This is a genomic window from Sphingomonas canaveralia (genome assembly GCF_047238125.1).
Lineage (GTDB): Bacteria > Pseudomonadota > Alphaproteobacteria > Sphingomonadales > Sphingomonadaceae > JBDFMH01.
In genome coordinates this window covers 180,356-206,394 of the sequence record NZ_JBDFMH010000001.1, presented here as the reverse complement: position 1 = coordinate 206,394, position 26,039 = coordinate 180,356, and the positions used below count along the sequence as shown (strand labels likewise).

Annotated in this window: 19 protein-coding genes; 12 read left to right on the top strand and 7 right to left on the bottom strand. The window is 62.6% G+C overall.

Annotated elements, in window-relative coordinates; translation table 11 throughout:
* On the bottom strand, positions 1–2,964 hold the full coding sequence (locus tag ABC347_RS01030; protein WP_413243932.1) for a PQQ-dependent sugar dehydrogenase: 2,964 nt from the start codon (positions 2,962–2,964) through the stop codon (positions 1–3).
* 486 nt (positions 2,965–3,450) lie between these two features.
* On the opposite strand from ABC347_RS01030, the gene ABC347_RS01025 reads away from it, so the two are divergent.
* From ABC347_RS01025 to ABC347_RS01015, 3 genes are all read left to right on the top strand, one after another.
* Positions 3,451–6,615: a helicase-related protein gene (locus tag ABC347_RS01025; protein ID WP_413243931.1), complete on the top strand. Its 3,165-nt coding sequence runs from the start codon at positions 3,451–3,453 to the stop codon at positions 6,613–6,615.
* 195 nt (positions 6,616–6,810) lie between these two features.
* The gene (locus tag ABC347_RS01020) at positions 6,811–8,526 is read left to right on the top strand and encodes an FAD-dependent oxidoreductase (RefSeq protein ID WP_413243930.1); all 1,716 of its coding nucleotides are present in this window, start codon (positions 6,811–6,813) and stop codon (positions 8,524–8,526) included.
* Positions 8,523–8,825: a UBP-type zinc finger domain-containing protein gene (locus ABC347_RS01015; protein WP_413243929.1), complete on the top strand. Its 303-nt coding sequence runs from the start codon at positions 8,523–8,525 to the stop codon at positions 8,823–8,825. The genes ABC347_RS01020 and ABC347_RS01015 overlap by 4 nt, the downstream gene beginning before the upstream one ends.
* A 12-nt stretch (positions 8,826–8,837) precedes the next feature.
* On the opposite strand, the gene ABC347_RS01010 is transcribed toward ABC347_RS01015, so the two are convergent.
* Positions 8,838–9,674, bottom strand: a complete 837-nt coding sequence (locus ABC347_RS01010; protein WP_413243928.1) for an alpha/beta fold hydrolase — start codon at positions 9,672–9,674, stop codon at positions 8,838–8,840.
* 335 nt (positions 9,675–10,009) lie between these two features.
* Here ABC347_RS01010 and ABC347_RS01005 point away from each other — a divergent pair, with 335 nt between their 5' ends.
* The 4 genes from ABC347_RS01005 to ABC347_RS00990 all read left to right on the top strand — a co-directional run bounded on the left by ABC347_RS01005 (position 10,010) and on the right by ABC347_RS00990 (position 13,894).
* Positions 10,010–11,605, top strand: a complete 1,596-nt coding sequence (locus ABC347_RS01005; protein ID WP_413243927.1) for a M28 family peptidase — start codon at positions 10,010–10,012, stop codon at positions 11,603–11,605.
* Positions 11,606–11,815: 210 nt separating this feature from the next.
* Positions 11,816–12,184: a hypothetical protein gene (locus ABC347_RS01000; protein ID WP_413243926.1), complete on the top strand. Its 369-nt coding sequence runs from the start codon at positions 11,816–11,818 to the stop codon at positions 12,182–12,184.
* Entirely contained in the window at positions 12,181–13,464 is a 1,284-nt protein-coding gene (locus ABC347_RS00995) for a relaxase/mobilization nuclease domain-containing protein (RefSeq protein WP_413243925.1), read from the top strand. The genes ABC347_RS01000 and ABC347_RS00995 overlap by 4 nt, the downstream gene beginning before the upstream one ends.
* A gap of 259 nt (positions 13,465–13,723) precedes the next feature.
* A complete protein-coding gene (locus ABC347_RS00990) occupies positions 13,724–13,894 on the top strand; it encodes a hypothetical protein (protein ID WP_413243924.1) in 171 nt (56 codons plus the stop codon).
* A gap of 16 nt (positions 13,895–13,910) precedes the next feature.
* On the opposite strand, the gene ABC347_RS00985 is transcribed toward ABC347_RS00990, so the two are convergent.
* Positions 13,911–14,117, bottom strand: a complete 207-nt coding sequence (locus ABC347_RS00985; RefSeq protein ID WP_413243923.1) for a hypothetical protein — start codon at positions 14,115–14,117, stop codon at positions 13,911–13,913.
* 314 nt (positions 14,118–14,431) lie between these two features.
* Between ABC347_RS00985 and ABC347_RS00980 the strand changes: the two genes are divergently transcribed.
* A complete protein-coding gene (locus ABC347_RS00980) occupies positions 14,432–14,572 on the top strand; it encodes a hypothetical protein (RefSeq protein ID WP_413243922.1) in 141 nt (46 codons plus the stop codon).
* Positions 14,573–14,719: 147 nt separating this feature from the next.
* On the opposite strand, the gene ABC347_RS00975 is transcribed toward ABC347_RS00980, so the two are convergent.
* Positions 14,720–17,518 (bottom strand): class I SAM-dependent DNA methyltransferase, encoded by a 2,799-nt coding sequence (locus ABC347_RS00975; protein WP_413243921.1) that lies wholly within the window; start codon positions 17,516–17,518, stop codon positions 14,720–14,722.
* A gap of 141 nt (positions 17,519–17,659) precedes the next feature.
* On the opposite strand from ABC347_RS00975, the gene ABC347_RS00970 reads away from it, so the two are divergent.
* Complete coding sequence (locus tag ABC347_RS00970) at positions 17,660–18,031, top strand: LexA family protein (protein WP_413243920.1); 372 nt, start codon at positions 17,660–17,662, stop codon at positions 18,029–18,031.
* A gap of 3 nt (positions 18,032–18,034) precedes the next feature.
* Positions 18,035–19,294, top strand: coding sequence for a Y-family DNA polymerase (locus tag ABC347_RS00965; protein ID WP_413243919.1), 1,260 nt, complete (start codon positions 18,035–18,037; stop codon positions 19,292–19,294).
* Positions 19,295–19,306: 12 nt separating this feature from the next.
* On the opposite strand, the gene ABC347_RS00960 is transcribed toward ABC347_RS00965, so the two are convergent.
* From ABC347_RS00960 to ABC347_RS00950, 3 genes are all read right to left on the bottom strand, one after another.
* Complete coding sequence (locus tag ABC347_RS00960; RefSeq protein ID WP_413243918.1) at positions 19,307–21,037, bottom strand: UvrD-helicase domain-containing protein; 1,731 nt, start codon at positions 21,035–21,037, stop codon at positions 19,307–19,309.
* Complete coding sequence (locus tag ABC347_RS00955) at positions 21,034–23,115, bottom strand: ATP-dependent nuclease (protein WP_413243917.1); 2,082 nt, start codon at positions 23,113–23,115, stop codon at positions 21,034–21,036. Before ABC347_RS00955 ends, ABC347_RS00960 begins: the two co-directional genes overlap by 4 nt.
* Before the next feature lie 475 nt (positions 23,116–23,590).
* Positions 23,591–24,682 (bottom strand): hypothetical protein, encoded by a 1,092-nt coding sequence (locus tag ABC347_RS00950; protein WP_413243916.1) that lies wholly within the window; start codon positions 24,680–24,682, stop codon positions 23,591–23,593.
* Between the two features lie 160 nt (positions 24,683–24,842).
* Here ABC347_RS00950 and ABC347_RS00945 point away from each other — a divergent pair, with 160 nt between their 5' ends.
* Together ABC347_RS00945 and ABC347_RS00940 are read left to right on the top strand one after the other, a co-directional pair.
* Positions 24,843–25,193 (top strand): hypothetical protein, encoded by a 351-nt coding sequence (locus ABC347_RS00945; RefSeq protein WP_413243915.1) that lies wholly within the window; start codon positions 24,843–24,845, stop codon positions 25,191–25,193.
* A gap of 83 nt (positions 25,194–25,276) precedes the next feature.
* The gene (locus ABC347_RS00940; RefSeq protein ID WP_413243914.1) at positions 25,277–26,032 is read left to right on the top strand and encodes a hypothetical protein; all 756 of its coding nucleotides are present in this window, start codon (positions 25,277–25,279) and stop codon (positions 26,030–26,032) included.
* Positions 26,033–26,039 lie beyond the last annotated feature (7 nt).

Here is a 26,039-nt window from a genome sequence, read left to right as displayed (position 1 = left end):
CTAGACCAGCCCGAAAACGGTTTCGTGCTGCACCGTCCAATCCAGCGTCACGGCTTCGCGCGAGGCCAGATTGTCCACGAAACTCGTCCCGTTCGAAAGCCAGTCGATCAGGGTGCCGTTATCGTTGCGCCAAAGGATATCGTCCCTGCCGTCGCCGTCGTAATCGCCGGTGCCCGCGATCTGCCAGTCGGTGGATACGACGCGGGCGAAGGCGCTGTTGTCGGCAAAACCCGTGCCAGTGGAAAGCCAGTCGGTCACGGTGCCGTCATCGTTGCGCCACAGGATGTCGTCTCGGCCGTCACCGTTGAAGTCGCCGATCCCGGCGATATGCCAATCGGCTGACACGGTTCGCGCCAGTGCCGCATTGTCGGTGAAACCGGTGCCGTCGGCCAACCAATTTGTGACGGTTCCTTCGTTGCTCCGCCAGAGGATGTCATCCTTGCCGTCGCCGTTGAAATCACCGACTCCCGCGACGTTCCAACCCGCATCGATCACACGCGACAGCGCCGGATTATCGGTGAACCCGGCGCCATTCGAAAACCAGTCGGTTACAGTGCCGTCGGCATGGCGCCACAGAATGTCGTCGCGGCCGTCGCCGTTGAAATCGCCGATGCCCTGGACCCGCCACTCGATCGGCACCACGCGCGTGGCGGCGGCGTTGTCGCTGAACGCCGCTCCATTGGAAAGCCAGTCGGTCAGCGTGCCATCGGCATGGCGCCACAGGATGTCGTGCCGACCGTCCCCGTTGAAATCCCCGGTTCCCGCAATCGTCCACGCCGCGAAAATGCCACGCGATACGAGCGGATTGTCCGCAAAGCCGCCGTTTTCGGATAGCCAGTCGGTCACAGTGCCGTCAGCATTGCGCCACAGCAGATCGTCCTTGCCGTCGCCATTGAAATCCGCCGCAGCGAACAGGCTGCGCTGTGACGACACCGTGGGCTGGGCGACCGCCCAGCTGGCATCGACGGTGCGCGAAAAGGCGGGATTGTCAATGAAGCCCAGGCCATCCGACAGCCAGCTGGTCACCGTTCCCGCCGCGTTGCGCCACAATATGTCGGCGCGGCCATCGGTATTATAGTCACCGGTGCCGACGACGCGCCAGCCGATGTCGACTGCCGCCGAAAATCCGCCGGTGGAAACAAAGCTGCCGCCGGCCGATAGCCAGGTCTTCACCGTGCCGTCGTCGTTACGCCAGAGGATATCGTCCCTGCCGTCACCGTTGAAATCGGCCGTCCCGGCGACGTGCCAGGCCGGGCCCATGGCGTCTGTAAAGCTCGCTGCGTCGGCAAAGCCGGTGCCATTCGAAAGCCACGCCTTTACCGCGCCATCGTCGCCGCGCCAGAGAATGTCGTCCTTGCCGTCGCCGTTAAAATCACCGACCCCCGAGACATGCAGTGACAGCGGAGCGCTGCGGCCGGCGGCGCCGTTGTCGGCAAAACCGACGCCGGTCGACAGCCAGTCCGTTATGGAGCCGTTTATGTTGCGCCAGAGGATATCGGTGCGGCCATCGCCATTGAAGTCGCCGGTGCCCGCGATATTCCAGTCCGCGCCGACCTTCCGGAAGATGGCACCATCATTGTCGTCGAAGCCCCTGCCCGATGAGAGCCATGTCGTGACCGTACCATCGTCGCGGCGCCACAGAATATCTGCCTTGCCATTGCCGTTGAAATCGCCGGTCGCGGCGAACGTCCAGCCTGCTTCGACCTGGCGGGCGAAGACAGGAGCGTCAGTGAAGCCGGCGCCGTTCGCGGTCCACGCGGTCACCGTGCCGTCGACGTTACGCCAGATGATGTCGGCACCCCCTTGCCCCGTCAGGTCGCCCGGGATTCGTGTATCGGCGACTTGCAAAGGTGACAGCCTGACCAGTCGGCCATCGGGCTGATCGTAGATCACCCATAGCGAACCATCCGGACCCTGCACGACATCGCGCGTCCGCGCACCGAGCGAGATGCGTCCGACCTCGCTAGCCGATGTGCCGTCGACGTCGACGATCACCAGCCCCCTCGATTGGAGGCCGGAAATGATCAGATCGCCATCCCAGTCCGAAAAGGCGTCGCCGTCGTAGAAGTTCATGCCCGAGGGCGCGATTACTGGCGTCCACCAATAGGCCGATCCCTCGAAACCGTCGCCCGGGGCCGGCTTGGGGATCGCGCCCCCATCATAATGATCGCCATAGGAAACATTCGGCCAGCCATAATTTTCGCCGCGAACGACGACATTCAGTTCATCGCCCCCACGAGGGCCCATCTCGTTTTCCCAGAGCACGCCGTCGTCGCCGAACACCAGGCCATAAGGGTTGCGATGCCCCAGAGACCAGATCTCGGGTTTCGCGCCTTCGACCCCCACATAGGGATTGTCAGCCGGGATCGAGCCGTCCGGATTGATGCGGATGATCTTGCCGAGCGTATTGCCGAGATCCTGGACCGGCTCGAACTCCTGCCGGTCGCCAGCGGTAATGAACAGGTGCCCGTCCGGCGAGAATGCGATGCGGCCACCGGGTTCGCCAGTGGCGGTGAAGCTGACGACCTTGGTCTGCCGCCAGATCACGTCCGATGATGACAGCACCGGCGCCGCAGCGTCCGTGAGGTCCAGCACCGCCCGCGCCACGGCGATGCCGGCAGGGTCGACGCGCAGATCGGCGGCGTTGCGTCCGATCCGCGGTGCATTGGGATCCCGCTCCAGGAAGCTGAAATAGATGACATGGTTGGTAGCGAAGTTGGGATCGAGCTCGATATCGAGGACGCCGTAATTCTCAGGCAGGCCGGCGATTGCCGCCGAAACCACGCCCTCGGTCGTGACCAAGCGGATATTACCCGTACCGGTCGGCAGCAAACTGGTGGACGGTGTCGGCGACTCGCTGGCCAGCAGCTGACCGGTCGGCAGGAAGGCGATCGACCAAGGTGTTGGTAGCGTCGCGATCGCGGTCTGGGCGAAGACCTGATCAGCGTTAATGGTCCTAGCCATGATGTTAAAATATCCTTGCCAGCAGATAGGCTTGCGAGCACCGCGAAATAACCACCGCTACCAAGGTGATAGATCGCGGGGACACGCTCCTTCCCTGCGACACCCTGTGCCGTAGAACGCCATTTGCAGCAATAGATTCGACTTGGTGTCCCCCCTGCTTTACAGTGGGATTTCGTCCGAAGGCGATCATTGGCCTCCGTCGAGCGCACCGGCCTGACTGCTTCCAAAAATCGCGATCCGCCAAGACGTGCGTGCAACGACGGCGCCGGTTCATGTGATACTGCGAGCCGCCTCCGCCATACTGGATATTTCCGAGAACCAGGGGCCGCCGCGTTTCTGGCGGATGATCTGAGACCCGGTTTCCCGCGTTCGCCTCCGGACTTAATCTCGATCTATCGTCAAGACCCGCGATCTCGCCGAAGCCGCGTGTCAGCGGAACGGGCGGCGCCTCGGCCCGTTTGCGTCCCTCCTTCGCGATCGGTCCACATGCCAAAACCCTCCGCTTCCCCGCGCGTCGACCTCGGCATTGCAGAACAGGCTGCGGCGATCTGCGCCTGCCTCGAGCGCGGTGATGCCATCGCGATCGTGCGCGACGAGATCGTGGCGGCGGAGCTTGCCGCGATGCTGACGGCGATGGCGCCCGCGGCGGCAGTGCTGCTCTGTCCGGGCAGCGATGCCTTGCCCGGCGATGCCTCGCCGGCGTCGCCGGCCAATGTCGGGCAACGGGTGGCAAGCCTTCACAAGCTGCGCTGGCTGCTTCTGTCCGATAAGACGCCTCGGATCGCGCTGGTCAGTACCGGCGAGGCCGCGGCCCGCGCCTATCCCGATCCCGACGCCTATGCAGCCGTGCCGCCCTCGGTCGCGGTCGGCGATGCGATCGACCTCGCCGCCTTCCATGCGACGCTGATCGGCATTGGCTATGTCGATGACGAGCGCGTCGACGAGCCGGGCGAGGTCGGGCTGCGCGGCCAGGTGCTCGACGTCTTTCCCGCCGATGCGCTGCAGCCGCTGCGCATCGAGACGGCGGACGGCGAAGTGGTCGCGATCCGCCGCTTCGATGCCGCCGATCAGCGGAGCATCGAGGAGATCGAACGGCGCGAATTGGGCCGCGTGACCGAACCGCCGCCCGGCGATGCACCCGTGACCCTGCTAGACCAGTTGCCCGGTGCCCAGGTCGTGATCGACCGCGCCGGCGAAGAACGTCGCGTACGCTTCCTGAAGCTCGTTGCCGATGCCACCCGGCGTGGGTCGAAGCGGGTCCAGCGGGACGTGATTACGGAGGAGGGCTGGTGTGCGGCGCTGGCCGGGCGCGACACTGTCCGGCTCGATCGTGCGGGCGATCCGCCGCCACGCTTCGTCGAGGCGGCGGCCCCGCTCAGGGCCTGCGCCAAGCTGGCCCGGGCCGCGCTCGACGCTGGTGATCGCGTCGTGCTGCTGGGCGGCGAACGCGACATCCGCTTCCTGCTGCCCCGGCTGGCCAATGCCGTGAAGCGCGAGGCTGTCGCGGCCGAAGCCTGGTCCGACGTGACGGGTGCGCCGACAGGAGCCCTGCTGTCGCTGGCAGTGCGCGCAGACCGCGGCTTTCGCGGCGACGATGTCCTGGCCATCGCCGCTGCCGATCTGATCGGCAGCCGGGCGGAGCGCGGCGAGGCCCCGGCGGCGGCGGCGATGCTGCCGTTCGAAACCAGCGTCGAGATCCGGGTCGGCGATGTCGTGATCCACGAGGATCATGGTCTTGCGATGGTTTCCGGCCTGCAGGCGATGCCGGGCAGCGATGGTGACGAAACGGATGCGATTGCGCTGACCCATGCCGACGATGCCCTGCGGCTCGTGCCGGTCGCGGATGCGGATCGGATCTGGCGCTACGGCGCAGACGCCGATGCCGTCCGCCTCGACCGGCTCGACGGATCGAGCTGGCAAAAGCGGCGGCGCGAGATCGACGCAGCGATCGCCGAGACGGCACGAGGGCTGACTGCGGTCGCCGAGGAGCGGGCGCAGCGCAGCGCGCCCGTGCTCGATCCGGCGCCGGCCGATTACGAGACCTTCGCTGCCGGCTTCGCCTTTTCCGAAACCCCCGATCAGCTCGCCGCGATCGAGGCGGTGCGGTCCGATCTTGCCAGCGGCCGTCCGATGGACCGGCTCGTGGTCGGCGATGTCGGCTTCGGGAAGACCGAGGTCGCGCTTCGCGCTGCGGCTGTGGCCGCGCTGTGCGGCCGGCAGGTGGCGGTGGTCGCGCCGACTACGGTGTTAGCGCGCCAGCATTTCGAAGGCTTCGCCGCGCGCTTCGAAGGCACCGGCATCGCGGTCGCCAGCCTGTCGCGCCTTTCCACCGCCGCCGAGAAGCGCGCGGTCAAGGCGGGCCTCGCGGACGGATCGGTCGGCATCGTCGTCGGCACCGGCGCGGTGGCCGGCAAGGGCATCGCATACAAGGATCTGGCGCTCGTCATTGTCGATGAAGAGCAGCGCTTCGGTGCGGCGGACAAGAAGCGGCTGGAGGCGCTATCGGCCGGGCATGTGCTAGCCCTGTCCGCGACGCCGATACCGCGCACGCTGCAGGCGGCGATGGTGGGCTTGAGGAAGCTGTCGATCATCGCGACTCCGCCGGCGCGTCGCCAGCCGATCCGGACCGCGGTCGGCGCATTTGCGGAGAACACGCTGCGCGCTGCCCTGCTGCGTGAACGCAGCCGCGGCGGGCAGAGCTTCGTGGTGGTGCCACGCATCGCCGACATGGCGCCGCTGGAGACGATGCTGGCCCGCCTCGTACCCGAGCTGGAGATCCTGTCGGCCCACGGCAAGCTGCCGGCGGCGGAAATCGATGAGGCGATGGTGCGCTTCGCAAGCGGCGATGGCGATGTCCTGCTGGCGACCAACATCATCGAGGCCGGGCTCGACGTGCCACGCGCGAACACGATGGCGATTCTGCATGCGGATCGGTTCGGCCTGGCCCAGCTGCACCAGCTGCGCGGCCGGGTTGGGCGCGGCAGCCGCCGGGGGCAGGTGCTGCTGTTCACCGACGGCGATCAGGCGATCGCGCCGCGCACGCTCAAGCGGCTGCGCACGCTGGAAGCGTTCGATCAGCTCGGCGCAGGGTTCGCGATCAGCGCGCGCGACCTCGATCTGCGCGGAGCGGGCGATCTGCTCGGCGACACCCAGGCCGGACATGTCCGGCTGATCGGCGTCGAGCTCTATCAGCAGCTGCTGGAAGGCGCGCTCAGGCAGGCACGTGGGGAAGCGGTCGATCGGTGGGCACCGGTCCTGCATCTCGGCATCGGCGGCCGGCTGCCCGAAAGCTGGATCCCGGAAATCGACACGCGGCTCACGCTCTACGCCCGCCTGGCGCGCATCGAGACGGTCGATCAGCTCACGGAATTCGAGCGCGAGCTCGACGATCGCTTCGGCCGGCCGCCGGCGGATGCCGAGCGCTTGCTGGGGTTGGCGAAGCTGCGGCTCGACGCCCGCACGCTTGGCATTGCCCGGATCGATGCCGGCCCCGCGGCGATCGCGATGGTTCCCCGCGGCGAGCCGGAGTATCTGGCGGAGACGCTGGCCCTGCCGCTGAAGGGCGAGCGTGTTTTGCTGTCGGAACGCATCGACGACCCGCTCGAACGGTTCGAACGCGTGCGATCGCTACTGGCGGAAGCCGCGGATTGATCTTCAGCGCCGATCCGGTGGCGGATCGGGCATGACGACGCCTTCCAGGTGATGGGCCCGCCAAACAAATCTCGGTTTTGCACAAGGGAACAGCGGCACGCCGCATCGAGTCGTACAGCGGGCTCCGCAGCCACCGACCCGCAACCGGCGCAATTCCGGTCCCTTTCCGGTCGCACTCGATCGGTGGGCGCAATCATGTCAGCATGGCCCATGATCGCGACACCGCCAGATCCGATGACCGATCGCGCGGCGCAGATGTTCCCGACTCTCACCCCCGCACAGATCGACACGGCCCGTCGCTTCGCCAGCGGCGAACCCAGGCGCTTCGATCCGGGCGCGGGGATGTTCGCGATCGGTGATCGCGATGTCCCCGCCTGGCTTGTGCTGGAAGGATCGATCGAGATTACACGCCGCGATGGCCTTGATCATGAGGTCGGAATCGTCACGCACGGGGTGGGTCAGTTCAGCGGCGAGATCAGCCAGTTGTCCGGGGCGCCGTCGCTTGCTGCGGGGCGTGCCGGGGCATCGGGGTGCGTGGCGCTGCCATTCGATGCCGCGCATCTGCGCGCGTTGATGATCGGTTCCGCGGACGTCGGCGAAGTCGTGATGCGCGCGCTGATCCTGCGGCGGGTGGGGCTCATCGCCGCCGGCGCGGGCTCGGTGCTGGTCGGCGATCCCGGCAGTGCGGCGCTGCTGCGGATTCAGCAGTTCCTGGCGCGCAGCGGCTATCCCGTCCAGGTGTTCGATGCCGGTGATCAGGGCGAAGGGCACGATCTGATCGAGCGGCTGGGCGTGCAGCGCCATGAACTGCCGCTGATGCTCTGCCCCAACGGCACCGTGCTGAAAAACCCGACCGAGGTCGAGGTCGCGGCTTGCCTTGGTATCACGCCCGAGATCGATCCGGACAGGTTGTACGACACCGTGATCGTCGGTGCCGGACCGGCGGGGTTGGCCACTGCGGTCTATGCGGCGTCGGAGGGGCTCGCGGTCATCGTGCTCGACGGCAAGGCGATGGGTGGGCAGGCCGGCGCGTCGAACCGGATCGAGAATTATCTCGGCTTCCCGACCGGCATATCCGGCGGCGCGCTGACGGGTCGTGCCTTTACCCAGGCCCTGAAATTCGGGGCGGAGATCGCGATCCCGATCCAGGTCGAGCGCCTCGATTGCGACGGCGGCGTGCCCGGCGGGCCGATGACAGTGCGGCTCGCGGGCGACCGCAGCGTTCGCGCCCGCACCGTCGTGATCGCGTCGGGCGCACGCTATCGCCGGCCGCCGATCGCGAATCTGTCGGAATTCGAAGGCGCCGGCATTTCCTACTGGGCCTCCCCGATCGAGGCCAAACTGTGCGCGGGCGAGGAGATCGCGCTGGTCGGCGGCGGTAATTCAGCCGGCCAGGCAGCCGTGTTTCTGGCGCCGCACGTCGCGAAATTGAAGCTGGTGGTGCGCCGGCCGATCGAACAGACGATGTCGCGCTATCTGGTCGATCGGATCGCGGCCTTGCCGAACGTCGAGATGCATGTCGGGAAGGAAGTGGTGGCGCTTTCGGGGGATGAGCGCGGGCTCGCGGGCGCCACCTTCCGCGACCGCGCGAGCGGCGCCGAGCAGAGCTGTGCGCTGCGCCATCTGTTTCTGTTCATCGGGGCCGATCCCAACGCCGATTGGGCGAAGGACTGTGTCGAACAGGACGAGAAGGGTTTTGCCAGAACCGGTGCCGATTTCGTGGGCGATGCCACGGCCTGCGGGCGCACCGCGCTGCCGCTTGAAACCAGCCGGCCTTCGGTGTTCGCGATCGGAGACGTGCGCGCGGGATCGACCAAGCGGGTTGCCGCCGCTGTTGGCGAGGGCGCGGCAGCCGTGGCGCAGATCCACGTCGCGCTGGCGCACCATCAGGCGAACGGAGACCCGTCATGATCGCATGCACCCACCTCGGCACCGTGCGCGACGTCATCCCGAGCGCGCGGGGATGCGAGGATTGCTTCGCGATCGGCAGTCCCTGGGTCCACCTCCGGCTGTGCCGCGAATGCGGCCATGTCGGATGCTGCGATCAATCGCCGCATCGACACGCCACCGCCCATTTCCACGCGACCGGACATCCGATCATCGAAGGCTATGACCCGCCCGAGGGTTGGGGCTGGTGCTATGTGGATGCCGTGGTTGTCGACCTGCCAGACCAGACGCCGCAGGTCGGACCGATCCCGCGGTACGTCTGACGGCGGTCTTCGCTATCGGCGGAAGAAGGCGAGCAGATCCGCGTTGATCTCGTTCGCATTGGTGGTCGGCATGCCGTGCGGGAAACCGGGGTAGATCTTCATCTCGCTGTTGGTCAGCAGGTCGTCCTGCTTCAGCGCCGCCGCCCTGAACGGCACCACCTGATCGTCGTCGCCATGCAGGATCAGCACCGGCACGCTGATCGCCTTAAGATCCGCGGTCTGGTCGGTTTCCGAAAAGGCCTTGATGCCTTCATAATGGGCTTTCGCGCTGCCCATCATCCCCTGTCGCCACCAATTCTGGATGATCCCCGGCGACGGCGGCGTCCGCCCGCGATTATAGCCGTAGAAGGGGCCAGACGGCACATCGAGGAAGAATTGCGCACGGTTGGCGGCAAGCTGCCTGCGGAAGTCGTCGAACACTGCGATCGGCAAACCGTCCGGGTTGTCCGCGGTCTCGACCATCAGCGGCGGCACTGCGCTGATCAGCACCGCCTTGGCCACGCGACCCTGCGGCTCGCCATATTGCGCGACATAGCGTGCCACCTGCCCGCCACCGGTCGAGTGGCCGACATGGATCGCATCCTTCAGATCCAGTTCCTCGACCACCGCCGAACTGTCGGCGGCGTAATGATCCATGTCGTGGCCGTCGCTCACCTGTGCGGATCGCCCATGCCCGCGCCGATCATGCGCGATCACGCGATAGCCTTCGCCAAGGAAGAACAGCATCTGCGCATCCCAGTCGTCTGCGCTCAGCGGCCAGCCATGATGGAAAACGATCGGCTGGGCGGATTTCGGCCCCCAATCCTTGAAGAAGATGTCGGTGCCATCGGCGGTCGTCACATAGGGCACGGATCGTCTCCCGCTTGTGAATCAAAGAGGTGCGGCTTTCCGCCGACCATACTCCGCCAGTCCATACGCGCCGCTAGGCCACAGCTGGCTAGAGCGTGGGCCAGCAGACAGCTAACTGACTCGCCAGCAGCAAGTCCAGTGCAGGAATGGCCAAGGCCGACCCGCGATCGGCTCCGGACCCCAGCGTTCATTCCTGCGACCGATACGGGCCCGGCAAGTCGGACCCTATTCATCGGATGACCAAAGCTAAGCCCGGTGCGCCGATCGCTTTGAACCAAGCCTTCGAACCCCTATCCCCCTTGCCTTCTCGCGTCCGATCCGCTCCGCTATGGCTCATGCTGCTTCTTTCTCTCCTGCTCGCCGGCGTGGCCGCTCCGACGATCACGCCGGCCGAAATCAAGGCCGATGTCCGCATGCTTGCGTCCGATGCCTTTGTCGGGCGCGGGCCCGGCGAGGAGGGCGAAGCGGCGACGCTTGCCTATCTCGAGCGCCAGTTCGCCAGCGCCGGGCTGCAGCCGGGCGGCGAGAATGGCGGCTGGTATCAGGATGTTCCCCTCGTCCGGCTCGATCGCCAGGCGGGTGCCACTTTGTCGATGACCGTCTCGGGCCGGGCGATCCCTCTTCGGATCGGCCGCCAGGCTTCGCTGGCGCTGTCGAACCCGGGCCGAACACAGGTCATTGATGCGCCACTGGTCTTTGCCGGTTTCGGCATCGTCGATCCGGCCACCGGCCATGACGATTTTGCCGGCGTGGATCTGAAAGGCAGGATTGCGCTGGTCCTGGCGAATGATCCGGATTTCGAGGCCGGCCAGGATCTCGGCTTCGAGGGCCGCAGGCTCGTCATCGCCGGCCGAGTCGGCTCCAAGTTCGCCGCTGCGCGCAAGGCCGGCGTGCTCGGCGTGCTCGTCATCCACGAAGACGCCGCGGCCAGTTACCCGTTCAGCCAGGTCGCGCAGCCGCTGCCGGGCGCAGTCCCGGCACCGCTGGCGCCCAGCCCGCTCCAACTAACCGGCTGGCTGGATCGATCCGCCTGGGCGCCCCTGCTGAAGACGCTCAAGCTCGATCTGGCGACGCTCAAGGCACGCGCCCGCGCACCCGGTTTCCGCGCGATACCGCTCGACGGCGTGACCGTCTCCGCGTCCGGAGACGTCAAGGCGACCCCGTTCACCAGCCGCAACATCATCGCGCGTCTGCCCGGCACCAGCCGCCCCGACGAGGTCGTCCTTTATGGCGCGCACTGGGATGCGAACGGGCGCAACGGGCCGGACGCAACGGGCGATGCGATCCGCAACGGCGCGATCGACAACGGCATTGGCACCGCCGAATTGCTGGCGGTGGCCCGTGCGTTCGCCAAGGCGCCGCGCACCGACCGGACGGTCATGTTCGCGGCGTGGACGGCCGAGGAGAAGGGCCTGCTGGGCGCGAGCTTCTATGCAGCCCATCCGCTGGCGCCGCTCGAGACGACGGTCGCCGTCATCAATCTCGACCCGCATGTGGCCCTGCCCACCTCGACGACAATCGAACTGATCGGTGGCGGCCGAACGACGCTTGAGACCGATCTCGCCCGGGTGGCGGCGCAGCAAGGTCTGCGGGTGGTACCGGAGCCGAGCCCCGAAGCAGGCTGGTATTTTCGGTCCGATCATTATCCCTTCGCAAGCGCGGGCGTACCGGCGCTGGCGTTCCGCATCGGGCGCGATCTGGCAAAGGGCGGCGCTGCCGCCGGCACGCGCATCGTCGATCGCTACAATGCCCGCTGCTACCATCAGCCGTGCGATGCGTTCGACGCCGCCTGGACCGCGCAAGGGGCCGCACAGGAAGCGAGCGTCGCCTTCGCGCTCGGACATGATCTGGCCACGGGCAACGCATGGCCGGGGTGGACCGACCCGGTGCTGCAATCGAAGCGCGATCTGTCGAAGGCCCGGCGCCGCTGACTGCCGGCAATTGAGCATCTGGCGGACCTGCTGGGAGCAGGTTCGAACCAATTAGCTGAAATGCTATCGGAATGGTCTGCCATTCTCAAGCATTCGAGCCTCGGTTGCCCACAGGCTGACAACAACAATGAGCGGAAGGATGGACGCGCCCCGCGCGATAGCCGTCCGGCTGTCGGGCGGAGGCGCAAAACGGCGTAGGCGGGGGCTGGCATGGCGGACAAACGCCCAGCCCCGTTCTCTCTCCGGCTCACTTTCGAGCAACGCACCCGACTGGAACAGGACGCGGGCGATATGTCCCTCGCGGCCTATATCCAATCGCGCCTCTTTGATTCTGAAAACCCCGCCCCGCGTCGCCGGGGCAAGCGCCCGGTCAAGGATCATCAGGCCTTGGCGCAGGTTCTTGGCAAGCTCGGCCAGTCGCGGCTTTCGGCGAACCTGAACCAGTTGGCGCGGTCGGCCAATTCGGGAAGCCTGCCTGTCACGCCAGACACAGAAGCGGCGCTCTTGGCCGCCGTTGCCGAAATCCGGGAAATCCGCGTCCTTCTGATCGAGGCTCTGAATCTTGAGGTCGAGCCATGATCCTCAAGGCCTCCCAGCGCAGCGGCGCGAAACAGCTCGGCCTTCATCTAATGAAGACCGAGGAAAACGAGCATGTCGAAGTGCATGAGGTCAGCGGCTTCATGGCCGACGATCTCATGGGGGCGATGAAGGAAGCCCACGCGCTATCCCTTGGGACAAAATGCAAGCAATTCCTGTTTTCGGTGTCGCTCAACCCGCCTGTCGGCGAGTCGGTGCGGATCGAGGTTTTCGAGAAAGCCTGCGACGCAATCGAGGAGCGGCTGGGCCTGAAAGGCCAGCCGCGCATGATCGTCTTCCATGAAAAGGAAGGGCGTCGCCACGCCCATGCCGTGTGGTCGCGCATCGACGCCGACACGATGACGGCGAAGCCGCTGCCGTTTTTCAAGCGAACGCTGAGCACCATCGCGAAGGAACTCTATCTCGAAAACGGCTGGAAGATGCCGGACGGGTTCCGCGATTCCCGTTTGCGCGATCCCCGCAGTTTCACGCTCGACGAATGGCAGCAGGCAAAGCGGGCGGGCCTCGACGCCAAGGAAATCAAAGCGACGATTCAGGAATGTTGGGCGATCTCGGACAACGGTCCTGCCTTCGCAAAGGCTTTGGAGGAGCGCGGCCTGTTTCTCGCGCAGGGTGATCGGCGCGGTCATGTCGCTGTCTCGATAGAGGGCGAGGCGTTCGCCATTGCCCGGATGATCGACAAAAAATCGAAGGAGGTGACAGCGCGGCTCGGTGATCCGAAAGAGTTGCGCTCGGTCGCTGATACCGTCCGCCATATCGGAGAGACGGTCGCGCCGCGCCTGTCGCGCTTCATCTCGGAAGCCAAGCGCGTGGCCCAGAACGCCATCAGGCCGCTCAATGAGAAAAAGCTGGTGATGAAGGATGCCCATCAAGCCGAGCGGGCGAAGCTGGACCGGATGCAGCGCGAGCGCCGGGAAATCGAGCAGCGGGAGCGGTCGGCCCGCGTCCGCACGGGCGCGAAGGGACTATGGGACGTTGTGACCGGGCGCTATTTCAAGGTTCGGAAGCAGAATGAGATAGAAGCCTTCTTCGGGCTTCAACGCGACCGGGCACAGCGGCACGATCTGGTATCGGCACAGCTAAAAGAGCGGGTGGGCCTGCAATCGCAAATCGGTGTCCTGCGTGATCGTCATGCCCGGCAGTTGCTCGGCCTCTACCGGGACGCGGCGCAATATCGTCGCATGATGCGAGATGGACAGTTCGACCGGGAAAGCACGGAGCGCGCTCGGCCTGCGCCGCGCGGCCCGGAGTTGGGGCGATAGGTCTCTGCCTCAAACGCGATCTACGGTCCGCCCGGCCTGACCCCTTTGGCTTACCCGTATTCCTTCGCTGTCTTTTGCGCCCCGTCGGATCGCGTCGTGATCGTTTTATCGTCCGGTGAATGTGTGTGGGTGCAAGGCGTGTGAACAGCCTTCTCCACGTCCGTTTCGCTTGGCAGGCAATGCACCTCATTCATCCGGCCTGATTTCTCCGTCTCAACGCGGCCCAACGGGGGCGGCGCAAGACAGACAGGAGGAATCTATGTTCAAAATGACCAAAGGCGATCTAGCCGCAAAAACGAACGCTCAGCTTTTCGCTCTTTTTCAGGAGGCAAGCAAAGGCCTGATCGCTTCCAAATCCGATCTCGCATCGGCGCAGTCGCTTCTCGCGATGATCCGCGCCGAAATCACGAAACGCGTTCCATCCCCATAGGAACGTTGAAGGGGCTCTATTCGCGCCCCTTCTTTTCGTCCTTGCTGTCGTTGGTCCGCATGATCACGCGCCCGTTAAGCGGCAGCGCGTTAAGATTGAGCGTGAAGCCTTTGCCGTCTCGGGTTTCCCACGCCACGCCGATGTCGGTCCAGCGTGCGTTATCGCCGTCGCCATTGACGGTGAAAAGGCGGTGGCTCGGGCGGTTCGGATTGGTATCGGTCATATCGGTCTCCTTTGTCGCCGAAGGTCCATTCCCTCGGTTCATGGGGAGAGTTCGGGACGGACGAATAAGACGGGGATCAAAGGCTCAGGCGCAGCCTGACCCTCGGCGCGGAGCTGCACGAAGGAAGCGAGCGGCCTTGATCCCCGGCGCGTCCGTTCCAAAACCCATGAAAAAAAACCGAGGAATGATCCTGCGTCACATTGTGGGAGCCTGCGCCTGAGCCAGTACGCCCGTGCTTATCCCCCCGCATATCATTGGCGATGGACGCATCTCGAACGTCGGCCCGTGTTGGGTCGCTATCGAAAGGAGATGTCATGAGTGATTATGCCCGGCAGATCGCCCAGCGCGATTCAGAACAGAAACGTCCTGCGCGCGATTTGAGCAACGCGACGTGGCAGGAGAAAGAAAAATATAATGCCGCTCTCGAAGCGGCGCGGCAGGCCGTCAACAAGTAGTCAGCTCGCAAGGACGAATGGTGGCGTCGCCGGGGTCCGGCGACGCCATTTTCTTTAAGGGAGAGTTCCCTGCGACCCTCCGTTTCAGCGGCTCCAGAAAACATGGACCTGCTCGACCTGATTCACGAGCTACATATTCGCTCAGGTTTACTTGCTGGATTTTCTTTTAGTTTTTGCACTGCCCGCAACCAGCGGCGCAGCTCGCGTCTGGAATAGGTTGAACAAATGCTCGACCCGTTCGCGCTCGGTAGCGAAACTCTCTTTTCGATAGAGCCTGTCTACCAGTCGGTCATTCGCTCTATGCGCCTTGCGCACCTCCACCGGCATGCCCCCGGCATCGTACATATCCTCCAGCGTCGCGGGGGCGCATGACTCCCGCGCGGCCATGATCGCCTTTGCTGAAGCTCCCAATTTTGCCTTGTCGGCGTCATCGACGACAGGCCACGGGAAGGAGTTATAGACGTTCGGCGCATAGCTGTAGCGGCTCTCAAGCCTGCCTGCGACCGTCCGCATCCAGCCCATGTGCATGGCCGATGTCAAAACCGCCATGATCCACAGCTCGGGTTTGGGCAGGATCAGCAGCTTGTTGCTACCGATGACGTTCTCGTCGAGAACACAGATGGGGATGTATTCGCGCGTTTCTGACGACACCTCGGGGACTGCTAGATAGGATGATGACGGCTGTCGGTCTTGCGTGAAGACCCAAGGCGTGGCCGCAAATTCGCGCACGCTATCGGTAGGGCTCTTGAGCCGACCGTTCTTGACGCGGGCAAGTCGCTCTTGGATCTCGGGCGAGGATTTCAGCTCCGCCGGCGTCGCGCTCTTCAGCCAGAGACACCATCGCCATTCACCGGAAATCAGCTCCTGACCGCCGACATAGGGGCGAAGCCATTTGGCAATGCTCGGCTCTCGGGCAAGTGCCGCCTTCCGGTCGTCTTCTTCTAGGATCAGATTGCTCGTCGTAACAAATTTGCCGTTCGGCCCCTTAAGCCGTGCGCCGTCCGCAGGCTTGCTCCCTTGAAACAGCTTGGGCATCCCGGCCGGCGGGCGGCTTCGTGCGGCGATGAATATCTGCGGGCAGGAAATCAGATAACTGTTGATCTGCGGCACGATCGACATGTGAGGATCGCCTTTCACATTGTCGTAGTCGTAAATCTGCCTTGGTCCGTCGCGGTCGAAGTCGAGTCCGACGATGATGACGTGAACCGCTGCCTTGCCCCGTGCCTCGCTGAGCCATTCAAACGTGCGGTGGGCGAAGAAAATCCGCGCGCCCGACCGGAAAAGCTGGGGCCACAGGATCGAAGCCTGCTCACCCTGACATATCGAGTTCGTCGAAACGAAGGCGATTTTGATCGTGCGGTTCTTCTGTGCGTAGTCGGTTGCGAGCTTGAACCAGCAGGTAACATAATCGAGGCGGTTGACCTGCCCGTCGCGGCCCCAGACCCGGTGCATACCGGCCTTCTGATCATGGTCGCGCAATGCATGCCCGATGAAGGGCGGGTTTCCGAGGATGTGCGTGCATTCATCAGGCGGCAGGACGTTTTCCCACGACACGCCCAGTGCATCGTCATGCCGGATCACGGGAGATTTCCGGAGCGGGATGCGGACATAGCTCTTGCCGAATGCGAGTGAGAGCCGCGAGTTCATAATGTGGTCCATCATCCACATCGCCGTCTCTGCGATACGCGATGCGAACTCGCCGATCTCAATGCCCGCGAACTGATCAACGTCCACCTTAGAAAGCGCCGACACGTCGAGAATGAGCTGATCCTTGCCCGCGAATATCTCCGTGAGGACGTCCAGTTCCAGCAGGCGAAGTTCGCGATAGGCAATGACAAGGAAGTTGCCGCAACCGCAGGCGGGATCAAGAAACCTCAGTTTGCTTAGCTTTTCCTGAAACTCGGTGAGCCGTGCGATCTTGGCGATGCGGAGGGCTTTGAGACGTTCAAACTCGGCCCGTAGTTCGTCGATGAAGAGCGGCCCGATGACTTTTAAGATGTTCTTCTCGGTGGTGTAGTGCGCGCCCTGTCGCCGACGCTCCGCCCGGTCCATCACCGACTGGAACAGCGATCCGAAGATCGCGGGCGAGATGGGGGACCAGTCGAAAGCAGAAACCTCGATCAGAGCATCCCGCATCGAGCGATTGAAATCCGGGATTCGGGTTGAGGTTCGGAACAGGTCGCCGTTTACGTAAGGGAACTGTGCTAGGTCCTCGTCAAGATTTTTGCTGCGCTTGTCCTCTTGGGTGTCGAGAACCTCGAACAGTTTGGTCAGCCAGCCGCCCAGATCGGACCCGTCCTCGTTGGTCCGAGTCTCTAAAAATTCGAGAAATATCCCGCGCGGTTCGAAAACGCCCGTGTCGTCGGCGAACAGACAAAACACCAATCGGACAAGAAACCGTTCAAGGTCATGGCCTGTATAGCCTGAGTCCTCCAAAGCATCATGGAGCTTTCCGACAAGCTCTGCAGCCTTGACGTTGACGGGGTCTTGATCCTGAAACGTGCGCTTCTGTACGCCGAGGATGAATCCGAACTTGTCGATGTTAGCTGGAAGGTCGGCAAGCTTGAACGAAGCGTGCTGGCGCTCGTCGAGATCGTATAGCTCAAACGATTGGAAATCGCTCAATAGGATGTAGCGGGGGCGATCGACCTCTTTCAGGGAATCGAAATAGGCTCCGGCCTGATCATAGGCTGCAACGAGATCGCGACCGGCGCTCTTCTGCTCGACAATTAGGACGCCGGGCCAGAATAGATCGATGAACCCAGACTTATTATCGAGCTTTTTAACGTGATTTTCAAAGCGAGCAACTGAGCGACGACGAACGCCAAACAGATCGAAAAACTCGTTGTAGAAAGTCTGGGTGTCACCCTTTTCATAGCCTTGGCCTGCCCACTCTGCCGCAAAAGTGGCAGCTCTAGCCCGAATTTCGTTCCAACTTAGACGCATGCATGCCCCGATTCCTGTACCTTCCATTCTGCGTCGAGCACGTTCCAAACGCCAGAGCTGAGACGCACAGGCCCACAGCAAGCTAAGGCGTCATAGGAATTTAATCCTGTATCCACACTTATATGTTCCTGTTATGTTCTGATGATGGGCACATATCAAGGCGACGACACAACGGGCTTTCAGAGCCCGGCACAGGATTATATCGAGCCAGTTATCAACATGGCCGATATCCTCGACCTGCGCCGTCCCGGTATCTACCCGGTAAGGGTGATTGGTCAGGAGCTTCGGTCGCGAGGCATCCACGCGGGAGATATCCTGATTGCGAACGCTGCCGCTGAGCCCGTAGCCGGGAAGGTATGCGTCGCCCTCCTGCATGGCGAGTTCATTCTCGCGACGCTGGTTCGTGATGGCGAGTCGTGGTGGCTGCGCCCGTCGTCGGGCAACGCGGTGGAGGTCGATGGCGATATAGAAATCTGGGCGATGATCAAGGCGCTCGTGCGGACGAGGGTGTGACCAATGTTCGCGCTCATAGACGGTAACAGCTTCTATTGCTCGTGCGAGCGGGCCTTCGATCCGAGCCTTCGCAGCAAGCCCGTGGTTGTCCTATCTAACAATGACGGCTGCGTGATCGCGCGAACGCAGGAGGCGAAGGACCTCGGCCTCAAGATGGGCGAGCCTTGGCACCTCGCGGCGAAGCGCCCCCAGTTCAAAAGCATCATTGCCAAAAGCTCGAACTACGTCCTTTACGGTGACATGAGCCGCCGGGTGTTCGATGTGCTTGCGGGCTCAGTGCCCCGCGTAGAACCCTATTCCATTGACGAGATGTTCCTCGATTTCGCAGGGCTTCCGGTCGACCTGGTGGCCCTCAGTGCGGAGCTGCGTGCCAAGGTGCTCCGCATCGCGAAGATACCGACCTGTGTCGGGATCGGGCCGACCAAGACGATTGCGAAGCTAGCGAACAAGCTCGCGAAAGCGGACCGTGCAGGCAGCGGCGTCCTTGATCTGTCTTCGCCTGACGCGCGGGCGAGCGTTTACCGAATGGCAGATATCAACGATGTCTGGGGGGTGGGGCGGGCGTCTTCCGCCAAGCTCTCCAAGCTTGGCATATCCACCTTAGCCGATTTCGTGGCGCTCGATCCCGACCTTGTGCGCGACATGCTGACAGTGACAGGGCAGCGAACGCACGCGGAGCTGCGCGGCATATCCTGCATGCCTTTCTCGGAAGCGCCGCCGTCGCGCAAGAGCATCGCTTGCACCCGCAGCTTTGGGCGCGCGATCACGGACTTTGACGAGATGCGTGAGGCGGTCGCGACCTATGCGAGCCGGGCGGCGGAGAAGATGCGGCGTTATGGTCTCAAGGCCGGGGCGATGCAGGTGTTCATGCGAACGAACGAGTTCAACAGCGATCCAAAATACTCGAACTCGGTAACCTTCGAGGTAGAGCCAACAGCGGACTCGTTCGCTCTTATCGGCTCGGCGACGCGGGCTGCGCGCTTGATGTGGCGCGACGGCTATCGCTATTTCAAGGCGGGCATCGTCCTTCTTGATTTATATCAACCCGGCGAATTGCCCGTGACGGACCTTTTTGCCTCCGGCGATCCGTCGAAGTCGGCTGCGTTGATGGGGGCGCTCGACGCGATCAACGGCCGTTACGGGCGCGAGAGCGTTCGGCCCGGCGGGCTCGCGAAGCGACCCAGCGGATGGGCGATGAGGCGCGCAAACCTTTCCGCCTGTTTCACGACAAGACTATCCGATCTTCTCACGGTCAAGGCATGAAGGTGGCGCATGTTACATCGGCAGCGCGATGACGTTTTCAGCCTCGAAGAGATTCTTCACGGCTTCCATTGCCGCGTTGCCGAGCGCCTGCGTTGCGAGAACGGCAAGACGCTTTTTGGGCCGGGACACGGCGACATAGAAGAGATTGCGGCAGCGGTGAAAGCCGCCCGTGTTTTTATCGGTGATCTTTGCGGTAGTGAGCAGTTCGAAAAACTGCGGCCAGTTGTAGTGGTTCCACCCGCCGCTCAGGATGACGAGCACGTTTTCGAATTCGGCCCCTTTCACGCTGTGCTGGGTAGCGAAGGGTGTGAAGCCGTTGATGAACTCGGTGACCGCGATCAGCTCACGATAGGGGACGTTCCGCAGTGCGCGGTGGCGCTTGAGGGATTTCGGTTCATCCTCGGTCGGTTCGGGACCGAGTTGTGCGATTTCATCTTCTCGGTGGACGACACGATCGCTTACTCGCGGCCGTCGCGTACTTTTCAGATGGTCGATCAGTTCGCCGATGGTCCCGGTGTCCCGAAGCGCGATTAGCGCGTCCATGTCGGCCTGCCATTGCGCCTTGTCGGCCGTCTTCCGAATGGTCGGGATGCCGCCCATCAGCCGGAACATTTCCCCGTAATTGCCTGCCTTGTAGGCGGCGCAAATGGGCTCGACGGTATCGGCCAAGAAAGCGATCGCGGCGTCTTCCTTTTTGGCGAAAGCCTCGTTGCGATCGAAAATTCGGGCGAGGTTGGGATAACCGCGCTCGGCCGCGATCGCGTTGTGGGTGAGCATCAGGATCTTCGTCCGCGCGGGATCGAAATCCCAGCCCTCGCCCTGTAGCGTCTGACGGACGCGCTCGATCGAAGCCGCGTGCGCGTCCTCGGGCAATTCCTGTTTGCCGTTGCGGGAATCGACACGCGCGCCGGCAAACCCGTTAGTGTGGAAAAAGCGGGCTTCGCCTTGCCCGTCCACGTCGTTGACTTCCTGCACAAGCTCCGGCCGCAGGCGGTTGAGCACGTCCACTATGACCGGGACCGAGCGAAAGTTCGATCCCTTGTCGATGCCTTCGACGTTGGGAAGATCGAGGAGCGCATGGTCCTTGCGGTAGATCGTTTGCCAGTGATCGCCGAACAGCCCGGTGATCGGACCATCGCCCGGCGTGAAGAAATGATCGGCCAGCGCCGACATCACAAGCGGGTCGGTGTCCTGATACTCGTCGATGAAAAGAACGGGGTACAGGCTTTTGAAAATTCTTTTGAATTTCGCATTTGCCAGCATCGCCGCGAGGAAGCGGGGAACATCGTCATGGTTGAGCGTGATCCGTTTCTCGTCGATCCCGAAGAACCCGAGATTATAGTCCACCTGCTGATCGCGAATCCCGCCCGCCGCCTCGATCGCCTCCTTGTAGGGCTCGTGCGCGGCGACGAGTTCGCGCAGGGTCTTTTGAAACCGCGAGATGAAAGCCCAGCCGAACCCGTGGATGGTGTTGACGAGGATCGCCGGGTGCAACTCGACTTCGTTGGCAATCTCCTGCCGGGCTACCTCCGTGTAGGTAATGCACGCGACCTGCTGCCCGGCGTGCATGAGTGCCGGACCGGTCTCGGCGATGATCTTCTTGAGAGCCGTAACGAGCGAATATGTCTTGCCGGCTCCCGCGCCTGCTTCGAGCCGAAAATTCTGGCTGTTGCCGAGGCATTCGTCGAGGCGGGCCTGTGCCTGCTGAGCGGCAACAACGGCCGGCGATGGTTGCCCGGTCACGCTGCCCCCTCGGCCGCTGGCGCTTCTGCTCCGTCCGGCGCTGGCGGGATGTCTTCGGGAACGATCGGCGGCGGCGCGTCTGGCGGCGGCGGAGGCTCCGAAAGCCAGACGAGACCTTCCTTGATGTATTTGGGGACGTTCCAGTCAGCCTCGATGATCGCAAACCGGATAGCCTCTTCGGACTTCTTGAAATCCTGAGCGGCATCGAAGGCGTTCTGCGCGGCAGCCGCATCATCGACGATCCCGAAGCGGTCGAGGTTCGCAAGGATCAGCGCGTCCTCGTAACTCCGCGCGGTATGCGCTGAACCGTCCTCGGGCATCTGGTAGGCGATGCGGCAGAATCGACGTGTCTTTTCGGCTGGCGTCTTGGCGGTGAGCGCGGCGACCGAGATCATAGTGTCATCGAACCACGTTTTCAGGGCATTGTTCGAAGTTCGCTCCGCTTCCGCGCATGGGCATTTCCGGAGTTTTCCATCCAGCAGGCGCACAGCGTCGATGTCGGTGACGATGAGCGTCTTCAGCTCGAGGAAATCCAGCAGCGGATAGAAAACCTGCGCGTGCGCGCCGCCGACTTCCATCGTCGTGATATATTGCCGGCAGAGCTTCGCTTCCGGGGGAAGCGTTTCATCCACCAGTTTCAGGATGCGGGGCATCAGGATTTTTTCGGTCGCGCCTTCGACGAGGATCACCTTGTCGGCGAAATAGAGGTCGCACTTCGTCAGCGTCATATATTGCTGGAGGAAGTTACGATCGTCCGGCTCGATGGCAGCCGCGCCCTTGCGGAAATCCTTCACCTTCGTCCGTCGGACGCCTTGCGCAGCGGTCGGCTCGTTGAGGAAATACCGGATGGCGTCGAACTGCGCCGCATTCGCTAGGTGCGAGGAGTGCGTGGAGACGATGAACTGCACTTGCCAGACGGGCTCTCCGGGATATTTCTCCGAAAGCGTGGCGATGGCTTCGTTGAGCTGCGTGATGAAAACTTCCTGCATCTGGGGGTGCAGGTGCGCTTCCGGTTCCTCGATGAAGACGAGATGCGTCCCCGGTCGGGTGGCGGTACTGCGATAGGTTTTGTGCAGGGCTTCGAGCTGAAGCAGGATGTAGATCAGGTTGCGCGTTCCAAGGCCGTTGTAGCCCTCGGGCAGATGGACACCATCTGTCCCGGTGTAGAGAATCCGGGTGTTGTCGGTCAGAAGGCTTTCAACGTCGATTTGTGTCTGCGGGCGCAGTTCCGTGTCGTTGAGGCTCGGAAATCCGAATGAGTTCAGCGCTGGCAAAAGTCCCTTGAGCTGATCGTCAAAATCGCCCTGCATGGTCTGCTCGATACCCGCGACAGCGGCCTTGAGCTGACTGGCGATTTCCTGATCGCCCGGCGATGCGTTGAGATTGCTCGCGGTGCGAAATAGCTTGTTGAGGAGCTTGCCGATCACGTCGGTGTCGCCTCGCTTGCCCATATCCAAGGTGCGCTGCGCCTTGACGAAGCCGGTTTGCAAAAGCGCCTTGAGTTCGGCGGTGCCGTCGAACGCCCGCCGATTGTTCGCGTCGGTCGGGTCGATTGCGAAGCACTTGATCGAATAGGCGGCGGGGATCGCATCCCGCAGATGTCGGAACAGCACCTCGTTGGCATTCTGCGCTCCGGCTTCGTAGTCGGGGAGATCGAGGAGCGGCGAAAGTTTGTTGAGCGAGCACGAGTATTCGATCAGGGCGATGGCGCTAGTGCAGGCCGGATCGAGGTCGATGATGAAGGGAGACAGGGGGCCGAGGTCGGCCTCCGCACCGTCATAGTTGAAGGTGAGGGTCAGCGCGATGCGCGGGAGTGCGGCAAGAACCGCTTCCGGCTGACTATCCGCCTCATCCCGCGCCGCCTTCGCCGTGACGAAACGTGTGCGGACGGCGGCAGAGAAATCCTCAAGACGGAACGCGCCGACATGCTCGCCGAGAAACTTGTCGAACACCTCGGTGAGCGAGGTTTTGCCGCTGTTGTTACGGCCGACAACAACCGTCGCGCCCTGCTCGATAGCGATGTCCACACTTTCGAGCAGGCGAAACCCTTCGACGCGCACGTTTGATAGCTTGACCATGAACCCCCTCCGTCATGCTATCGTATAGCCGCCCCGATCGCTTCTCCAGCGGCGATTGAGCCGTTCTCGTTTCTATCCACACGGTGGGGCGGTGTGCTCTTCACTGAGCGTTTCCATGTACGCGAGCATGGTGCGCATCCAATCCGCACCGGGTTGGTCGAGGGTGTCCAGAGGGGCGCTGAAAGCCACTCGGTCAAGGGTCGATGGGAGCAGGAACGCTCCCTCGCCGCGCTGGAGGCGGCTGGGTTCCAAGGGGGCAGGCACGCCTCTTGGTCGATGGGGTTTGGGGAGCGCCGAAGGCTCCCCATCGGTAAGGAATGGGCTCGATGCCCGTGACGCGCCGCAGGCCAGAGGGATGCAACGGGAGAGCGCAGCGTCTCCCTTGCCAAGATAGGCGTGGTACTACCACGCACATCTTGCGGTCAGCGTAAGCGACGTTTCTTCTTTCCTCTACGCCGGGTTTTCGGCTGGCGATTCAGTCGGAAACTATGGGCCACATATCGTTAGAAATCCCGTAGTCGATATACCGCCAGAAGAAATTGAAGGCGGTGGGGTCACGGGCTTTCTCGATCAGGAACTGCGGTCGTCCAGCGGAATCGCTGTTGGACGTGCGGGGCGAAACTACCATGATCGCCTTCCGCATATCGAGGTCGATGGCAGTGATCGTGTTTGGCTGGAAGTAGGAGGCGTAGGTTTTGAAGCGCCCAAGCCTCTTCGCCTGGGCGCTTCCCAACGCCCGATGCCGCTCCCGCCAGTCGCCCAACACTTCCCACATTTCTCGAAGCTGCGGGATGAATTTCGGCCAGCGAAGATAGTTGGTCCACATATCTACCGCATCGGCTGGAAGCGCCGCGACGCCGTCAATTCCGGCGGCGCTCCTATCCAAGAAGCGGCCTTCCGGTCCCGCGTTCGGGTGCATGGCGACAATCTCAACGGTGACGCCACGGAGAAGGGCCGACTCTATCTGCGGCCAATACTCATCTTTCTTGCTGGCCATATGCCAGTGGTTCTGAGCGATCAGGATCAGACGTTGCTCGGCCAAGGCCAGCACGCTTTTCAAATCATAAAGCGAGTCCGCCTGTTCCCCTGCGGGTCGAAATATCGGAGTTACCGCAGGAGATTGTTCATCGGCCTCGATCTTGAATTTCGAGTCCGCCATAAACCCGGCGACCGCACCTTCGTCCCGTTCCCAAGCCCATGCAAGCATCGGCTTAGCGAGGCCAGAGGCCGACCCCTGACTCAGGTATTTTAGGGCGTTCTCGATCAGTGTCTTCGGATCGCGGCCATCATCCACCCTGTCACTATCGAAGGTGGTTATGCCCATGCCTCGCGCAATCGTCGGCAGTTCGCGCGCGATCACGTCATATTGAAGGTCACGATGATGTCTGGGGTCTTTGCAAATTCCCCGAATAAAATCGCCCAAGGCCGGAAACTGATTTTCCGTCTTTAGGGTCTTTTTGGTTCTCTGGTTCTCTTTCGTGCCGGGCGTTTTCGACAGGTGCTTGAGGAAGGCAGACAGCAATTTCTCGTCCAAACGCAACGCCTCCCGTTCGTCCGCACGGGTCAAGCCCGACCCATCTACTTCCATCTACTAACGGCAACTCCGGCCCGCAACTAGGAAGCAAAAGCCCCGGAAGCGATAACGAGACATCGGCTGGCGGAAGTCATCCGGTATCGCGATTGAATAACCCGGACTCAGGCCTGTTGTCCCAATCAGGGCAACTAAAATGGAAATCTACATCGAAACGCGTGAACGGCTGTTGAGCCTCGACTTCATCGAAGGTCTGGCGATCAGGATTACCAACCTCAATCTATCTCGCGTCAAAACGACGGATTGGCTTGCTGACAAAATCTATACTTTTGATGGCGTGATTTTCGATTGGAGTGGCAATCCGCTTCACATCGACAGCGACATTGTGGACCGTTCCTATGGGCAGGATGAAGCCTGCACATGGAACAGCGAGGTGAAGGTTTTTGCGACACAGCCGCCGCAGCGCCGCCCGCGCCATTCGCTGCTTCTTCGCCTCGCCCTGTGGGATGCGGCCATGAAGATCAACGGGACACCTGTTCTCCCGTGACACGGCAAGCAGGCCGCTATCCCCCCGAAAGCGGCCCGTTTCTTTGAAAAAGCAAAATCTCCAAAACCACCAAGGAGACTCCCATGTCGTATTCCGTAGATTATTCGGGTGAGCATCCCGAGCAGAGCAACATCGCGAGTGGCGAATATCCGCCGCAGACGATCCGCTATATCGAAGTGCCCCGTCGCGGCATCGCTATCCCAAGCATCGTGAAGACCTTCACGACGTTTCTGCTCGGTGGCGCGGCGCTCTTCTCCCTCGAAACGATGGGTCCGGTGCAGTTCCGGCCCTCCACCATCATGGGGACATATGACTCCCGCGTGGAGGAGCAAGTTAAGGCCGCAGAGATGTGTGTGTCTGGTCGTTTTGAGGGTTGGGCGGCTCAGGTAAAGGTCTCTGCTGAACAAAACGTCGAGCAGTATAAGTCGAAATCACAGGCTGTTATTGCGGCGTATCAGGCGGGCGTCGAGCGCGCCAAGGTATTCGCACAGCTGACAGGGCAGTTGCAGTCGCAGCTTGCGGGCGCTCAACTCGCTCGCGTCAGTGGTGAACAAGCTGGTGAAGTCGGCATGATCAGTATGGGCCGCGTTTTCGGGGACATCATGAACGCCTTCGCGCCGGGTTCGGGTGATCCTTTCCAGAATTATGCAGAGATGACCCACAACCGTCTCGAAACGGAACTGGAAGACGCTGTTCTCAAAGGTGCAAAGGTCACAATCGAAGGCTGGGACACCGGTCTTCCCCCTGTTATCGATCTTCAGCGTCAGCTCGACAGCATCCAGCCGATGAAGGTTCCGCCGATGCCATCGCTCGGTCCCGACCCAAGCTCTGATCGCTGAGGAGGAC